At 55.9% G+C, this 5,670-nt stretch carries 4 protein-coding genes and 1 pseudogene; 4 read left to right on the forward strand and 1 reads right to left on the reverse strand.

Annotated elements, in window-relative coordinates:
• From O9X78_RS20295 to O9X78_RS20305, 3 genes are all read left to right on the forward strand, one after another.
• Positions 1-1,202 (forward strand): efflux RND transporter permease subunit (locus tag O9X78_RS20295; protein ID WP_269621523.1); only part of this gene is annotated, 1,202 nt, incomplete at its 5' end.
• Positions 1,203-1,295: 93 nt separating this feature from the next.
• Entirely contained in the window at positions 1,296-1,616 is a 321-nt protein-coding gene (locus O9X78_RS20300; protein ID WP_269621524.1) for a P-II family nitrogen regulator, read from the forward strand.
• A 439-nt stretch (positions 1,617-2,055) separates the two neighbouring features.
• Positions 2,056-2,445 (forward strand): hypothetical protein, encoded by a 390-nt coding sequence (locus O9X78_RS20305; RefSeq protein ID WP_269621525.1) that lies wholly within the window; start codon positions 2,056-2,058, stop codon positions 2,443-2,445.
• An 8-nt stretch (positions 2,446-2,453) separates the two neighbouring features.
• Here the strand turns inward: O9X78_RS20305 and O9X78_RS20310 are convergent.
• Positions 2,454-4,673, reverse strand: a pseudogene (locus O9X78_RS20310) (Tn3 family transposase); the annotation flags it as partial.
• Between the two features lie 129 nt (positions 4,674-4,802).
• Between O9X78_RS20310 and O9X78_RS20315 the strand changes: the two are divergent.
• Positions 4,803-5,670 (forward strand): DUF4158 domain-containing protein (locus tag O9X78_RS20315; RefSeq protein ID WP_269621526.1); only part of this gene is annotated, 868 nt, incomplete at its 3' end.

Genomic DNA, 5,670 nt, shown 5'->3' on the forward strand with positions numbered 1-5,670 from the left:
TAGAAGATATCCGGCAAAAACTGACGCTCATTCCCGGTAACGCGTTCGAGATCAGCCAACCGATACAGCTTCGCTTTAATGAACTGATTTCAGGTGTTCGCTCAGACCTAGGCATTAAGATTTACGGCGACGATCTAGATCAGTTATTGAAATCAGGTTCTGAGATTGCAACGGCGCTTAACGGCGTTGAGGGTGCTGAAGGCGTCAAAGTAGAGCAGGTTTCTGGTTTACCTATATTGTCGGTTGAAGCCAATCGGCCGGCGCTATACCGCTACGGTCTGAACGTCGCTGATGTCCAAGAGGTATTAGCCGCTGCGACAGGTGGCGAAGAAGCCGGATTAATCTTTGAGGGCGACCAACGGTTTACCATCGTTGTACGGGTAGCGGAGGAAATCCGCAACGACTTACGAGCCCTAGAGCGACTGCCTATACCATTGCCACAAGGGGGTTACGTACCACTCCAAGAAGTCGCCACGCTCACGCTGGCACCGGGGCCGAACCAAATTTCCCGTGAAAACGGCAAACGTCGCCTTGTTGTGAGTGCCAACGTACGGGGCCGGGATTTAGGTGGTTTTGTCGCCGATGTGCAATCTCAAATCGAACGAGAGGTGACCTTGCCGCCCGGCTATTGGCTGGAATACGGTGGTACGTTTGAGCAACTCCAATCCGCAACCGAGCGGTTAAGCCTCTTAGTACCCGTGACACTTGTCATGATTTTTGCCCTACTCATGATGACCTTTGGTTCTGCGAAAGATGCGGCACTCGTATTCAGCGGTGTGCCACTTGCGCTAACTGGCGGTGTCATTGCGCTTTGGCTGCGTGATATACCCTTGTCAATCACCGCAGGCGTTGGCTTCATTACGCTATGCGGTGTTTCGGTACTCACCGGCGTAATGATGGTCTCGGCGTTTAGAGATCGGCTGGAGCAGGGTGATGATATCGATCTATCGATCAAAGAAGGCGCGATGTTACGGCTACGGCCAATATTAATGGTCGCATTGGTAGCCGCGCTCGGATTTCTGCCGATGGCCCTCAACACCAGCACGGGTGCGGAAGTGCAGCGGCCACTCGCGACGGTGGTTATCGGGGGAATCATCTCCTCTACCCTATTAACCCTACTGGTTTTGCCCGGTTTATACCGTATGGCTTACCGCAAGCCAAAAAACATCCCTGAGAGTGATGAGAGTCAAATGGCATCTTGATGCTCCACCGTCTGGCCATAAGGCTGTGCAGTACTTATGGCCAGACAAATGCTCAACCATAAATATCGCTCTACTAATTCATGGAGTACCGTTATGAGACAAATCAAAGCATTTATACACCATGTCAGATCCGCCATTGTAGTTGAAGCATTGCGCGATGCCGGCTATAAAAATCTAACCCTGCTAGATGTAAAGGGGACGCTAAAACCACTTAGCGAATCCGAACAATCGTATTCAACAGATGCTGGCGTTGTTATTTCTGAGGTTCGAATCTCACTAGTCTGTGAGGATTCTCAAGTTGATGATGTCACTAGCATTATTCGTACGGCTGGAAGAATTGGCCCACATATCTCCGGCTGGGTTTATGTTAGCCCCATAGAGCAAGCACTGCCTATCGGCGGGCCTGGTAGCTGACAGCGAGATTCGTACCAAAAGTCAGCTAAATTTTATCTCCGTAGGTAATCATAGGCCTTTCAATAACAGCCCTGTGAACTGCTTACGGATATAATCGGGGCGAATAGGGAAAACGGAAAAAATCGGGCGCTAAGGCGATTTGGCCGAGCATATCGCCCGCAAACCATTCCGCGCAGTCGACTTGCAAACGCCCTGACCCTATACTGTATAGTCGACATTTATGACCGGGGGCGGTCTTTGCTTGGAAAAATAAAAGATGTCGAACGCGCAGCTGATGGCAGTAGTCGAGGTAGACAAAGGAGATCGGATAATTTGTCAGCGCGACGGCTGTCGCCACAGCGTGTACAAACGCATCCACATCGTGCGGGAGAATGGGCGGTTCACCGTCCTCGGCTCCGAGTGCTTCAAGCTCCTATACGGCTCCTATGACACCGGGGCGGTGCCCGTTTATGGATCAAGCGCTGGCCAGCTTCTTACCGACGCCGAGCGTCAGCTACTAGCCGAAAACACTGAACGCTTCATTGCCATGCTGGAGGTACAGCGGCTTCAACTGGAGCATGCCCGAGCACTGGATTTACGCGCTAGACAAGAAGAACAGCGAGAGCGCGAGGAAGCTGCACGAATTATCAGAGGCGCCTCGGATGCGCTGCGTGACGAAGAACGCAATGCTCAGTCGCCTGCCCTGGAAAACTGCCGCCGGCAATACCCAGGGCTCAATCTGGCCACACCAGGCTGGCAGGGCTTGGTTTATTTAGAGAAGCTAAGAATCTTGCGTGAGGGGCGGGGGAATCGATTCACGCAGCCGCGAACTGAATCTTCCCTTTTCTAGAATATTTCCTACTCTTGGGGCTTGCGCAGCTCCCTGAACCCGCCTTCGGCTATACGCTGCTGGCGCCACACATAGTCCCCGGTCAGGTTGATGTGCTCCCAGCCCAGCGGTGACAAAAATTGCAGCATACCGTCGTCTGGCAACTTGCCTTTCTCACGTAAGGCCTGCGTCGCCCGCTCCAGGTAGACCGTGTTCCACAGTACGATTGCGGCCGTCACCAAATTCAGGCCGCTGGCGCGGTACCGCTGCTGCTCAAACGACCTGTCGCGGATCTCGCCCAGCCGGTGGATGAATACCGCCCTGGCCAGCGCATTGCGCGCTTCGCCTTTGTTCAAACCGGCGTGTACGCGTCGGCGCAGCTCGACGTTCTGGAGCCAGTCCAGGATAAACAGCGTGCGCTCGATCCGCCCCAGCTCGCGCAGCGCGATCGCCAGGCCGTTCTGGCGCGGGTAGCTGCCTAACTTGCGCAGCATGAGCGACGCTGTGACGGTGCCGTGCTTGATCGAGGCGGCCAAGCGCAGCACGTCGTCCCAGTGTGCGCGCAGGTGCTTGACGTTCAGGCTGCCGCCGATCATCGAGCGCAAGGCGGGGTGATCGCCCACTTTGGCCGGCACGTACAGCTTGGTGTCTCCCAGATCGCGGATGCGCGGCGCGAAGCGGAAACCCAGCAGGTGCATTAGCGCGAACACGTGGTCGGTGAAGCCGGCGGTGTCGGTATAGTGCTCCTCAATGCGAAGGTCCGATTCGTGGTACAGCAGGCCGTCGAGCACATAGGTCGAGTCGCGCACGCCGACGTTGACCACTCTGGTGCTGAACGGCGCGTACTGATCGGAAATATGGGTGTAGAACAGCTTGCCGGGCTCGGCGCCGTACTTGGGGTTGATGTGGCCCGTGCTCTCGGCCCGGCCGCCCGCGCGGAAGCGCTGGCCGTCCGACGACGACGTTGTGCCGTCGCCCCAGTGCGCAGCGAAGGCGTGCTTGAACTGGGCGTTGACCAGTTCAGCCAGGCCGGCCGAATAGGTTTCGTCCCGGATGTGCCAGGCCTGCAACCAGGACAGTTTCGCGTAAGTGGCGCCGGGACTCGATTCCGCCATCTTGGTCAGGCCGAGGTTGATGGCGTCGGCCAGGATCGCGGACATGAGGAACGTCCGGTCCTTGGCCTGCTCCCCGCTCTTAAGATGGACAAAGTGGCGCGTGAAACCGGTCCAGTCGTCCACGTCCATCAGCAGTTCGGTGATCTTGATCCGGGGAAGCATGCCGCTGGCGAAGTCAATCAGCGCCTGGGCCTCGTCCGGCACCACGGCGTCCTGTGGGATGATCCTCAGTCCTGTCTCAGTAATGATCGCATTGGGCAGTTCGTTCGTCAGCGCGAGCCGGTTGGCGGTGGCCAGTTGCTGTTCGAGCAAGAGCAAGCGGTCGTGCAGGTACTGGTCGCAGTCCTGGTTGACCGCGATCGGCAGCTCGCGCGCTGATTTCATCGCCCCGAACTTTTCCGTGGGTAGCAGGTATTCCTCGAAGTCCCGGAACTGGCGCGAACCCTGCACCCAGATGTCGCCCGACCGCAACGAATTCTTCAGCTCCGACAAGACGCAAATCTCGTAGAAGCGGCGGTCAAGACCGTCGTCGGTGATGACCAGGGGCTTCCACCGCGCCTTCACGAACGCGATCGGCGCATCGTCCGGCACCTTGCGCGCCCCGGTCATGTTCATCTCGCGCAGGACGTCGATCGCGTCCAGCACCGCTTGCGCCGCCGGCGCAGCTTTAAGCCGAAGCACATCGAGGAACTCAGGCGTATAGCGCCGCAGGGTGCTGTACTGCTCTCCCACCAGGTGCAGGTGGTCGAACGTCTCGGGCTGGGCCAGTTCTGCCGCCTCGGTCACGCTTTGCGTGAAGTCTGTCCACGGCAGCACGGCCTCGATCGCGGCATACGGGTCCATGCCGGATTCCTTGGCCTCGACCAGCGCGCGCCCGATTCGGCTGTACAGGCGCACCTTGTCGTTGATGGCCTTGCCCTGCTTCTGGAAGTCCTGCTGATGCTTGTTCTTGGCCGCGCTGAACAGCTTGATCATGATGCGGTCGTGCAGGTCGACCAGTTCGTCCGTCACGGTGGCCATGCCTTCGATGGCCAGCGCCGCCAGTGTCGCATAGCGCCGCTCATCCTCGAACTTCGCCAGGTCGCGCGGCGTCATCTGCGCACCCTCGCGCGCTATCTTCAGCAGGCGATTCTGGGGTCCTAGGGATTTTGCCTCCAAATACTGCAAAAACCGTTGAAGGCCCCGTATTTGCTGGCCTCCAAGCCACTATTAATTTTAATTTAGCTCAAGTTTCAGTATCTTCTTCGGCCTTTGGGTCAAAGAATGAGCAGAAACAAGCGACTATCAATTCTCACTGCCGCTGAAATCGAGGATTTATACGGCGTCCCGTCCTTCAACGAATCGTATCAACGGTTTTACTTCACGCTGAATGATAAAGAGCGTGCTGAGCTGGCCAGAATAAGGCAGCGCAAGTATCGCTGTATCGCCGTCGCATTGTTGGGCTACTTCAAATGCAAACCGATCTTGCTCAATCCGACGTTTAAATCCATGCAGGATGACCTGGGATTTATCGCAAAAAGCCACTTTGATGGCCTGAAATTTCGACGCTTCAGTCTGAAATCCGATCAAAAGTCCCGCATTTATGAACGGATTTTTTCCATGATCGAATATGAAAATTGGAAAGATCCTGAGCATCAACCCCGGCTTGTTGAACACTTATTGGCCTGTGCTGAAAGCTGGGTTGCACCTCGTGCTCTCTTTGATGCAGCGATTGAGTTCCTGGCCCACCAGAAAATTGCCATTCCTGCCTATAGCACCCTGCAGAAGATCGTCAGTCAGGTGGTTAACCAGCATCAGCAGCGACTGCATGAGAAGATCGGCGCCGCGTGTAGCCCAAAATTGACGACTGTACTAAATACACTGGTATCCGGTAATGACCAGCTTACGTTAACACAATTGCGCGGCGGCGCGCGCAATTTCACCGGCACCGAGTTGCAGAAAGAACTCGCGGTGTATCACCACATTCAACCGCTGATGGCAGAGGTGACCGTTGTCCTCGACTCGCTTTCTCTGTCTCAAAAAAATCAGCAGCACTATGCCGAACGGATTCAATATTACGGCGCCAAAATCAAGCGTCAGTCGCCAGAGAACCAGTGCCTATATCTGCTTTGCTACCTACAGTTTCGATATC

It is taken from the genome of Zhongshania aquatica (assembly GCF_027257955.1).
GTDB classification, from domain to species: domain Bacteria; phylum Pseudomonadota; class Gammaproteobacteria; order Pseudomonadales; family Spongiibacteraceae; genus Spongiibacter; species Spongiibacter aquatica.

Excerpts from the sequence above, each read along its gene's own strand:
- O9X78_RS20300 (WP_269621524.1), top strand. The coding sequence starts at position 1,296 with ATGAGACAAATCAAAGCATTTATACACCATGTCAGATCCGCCATTGTA.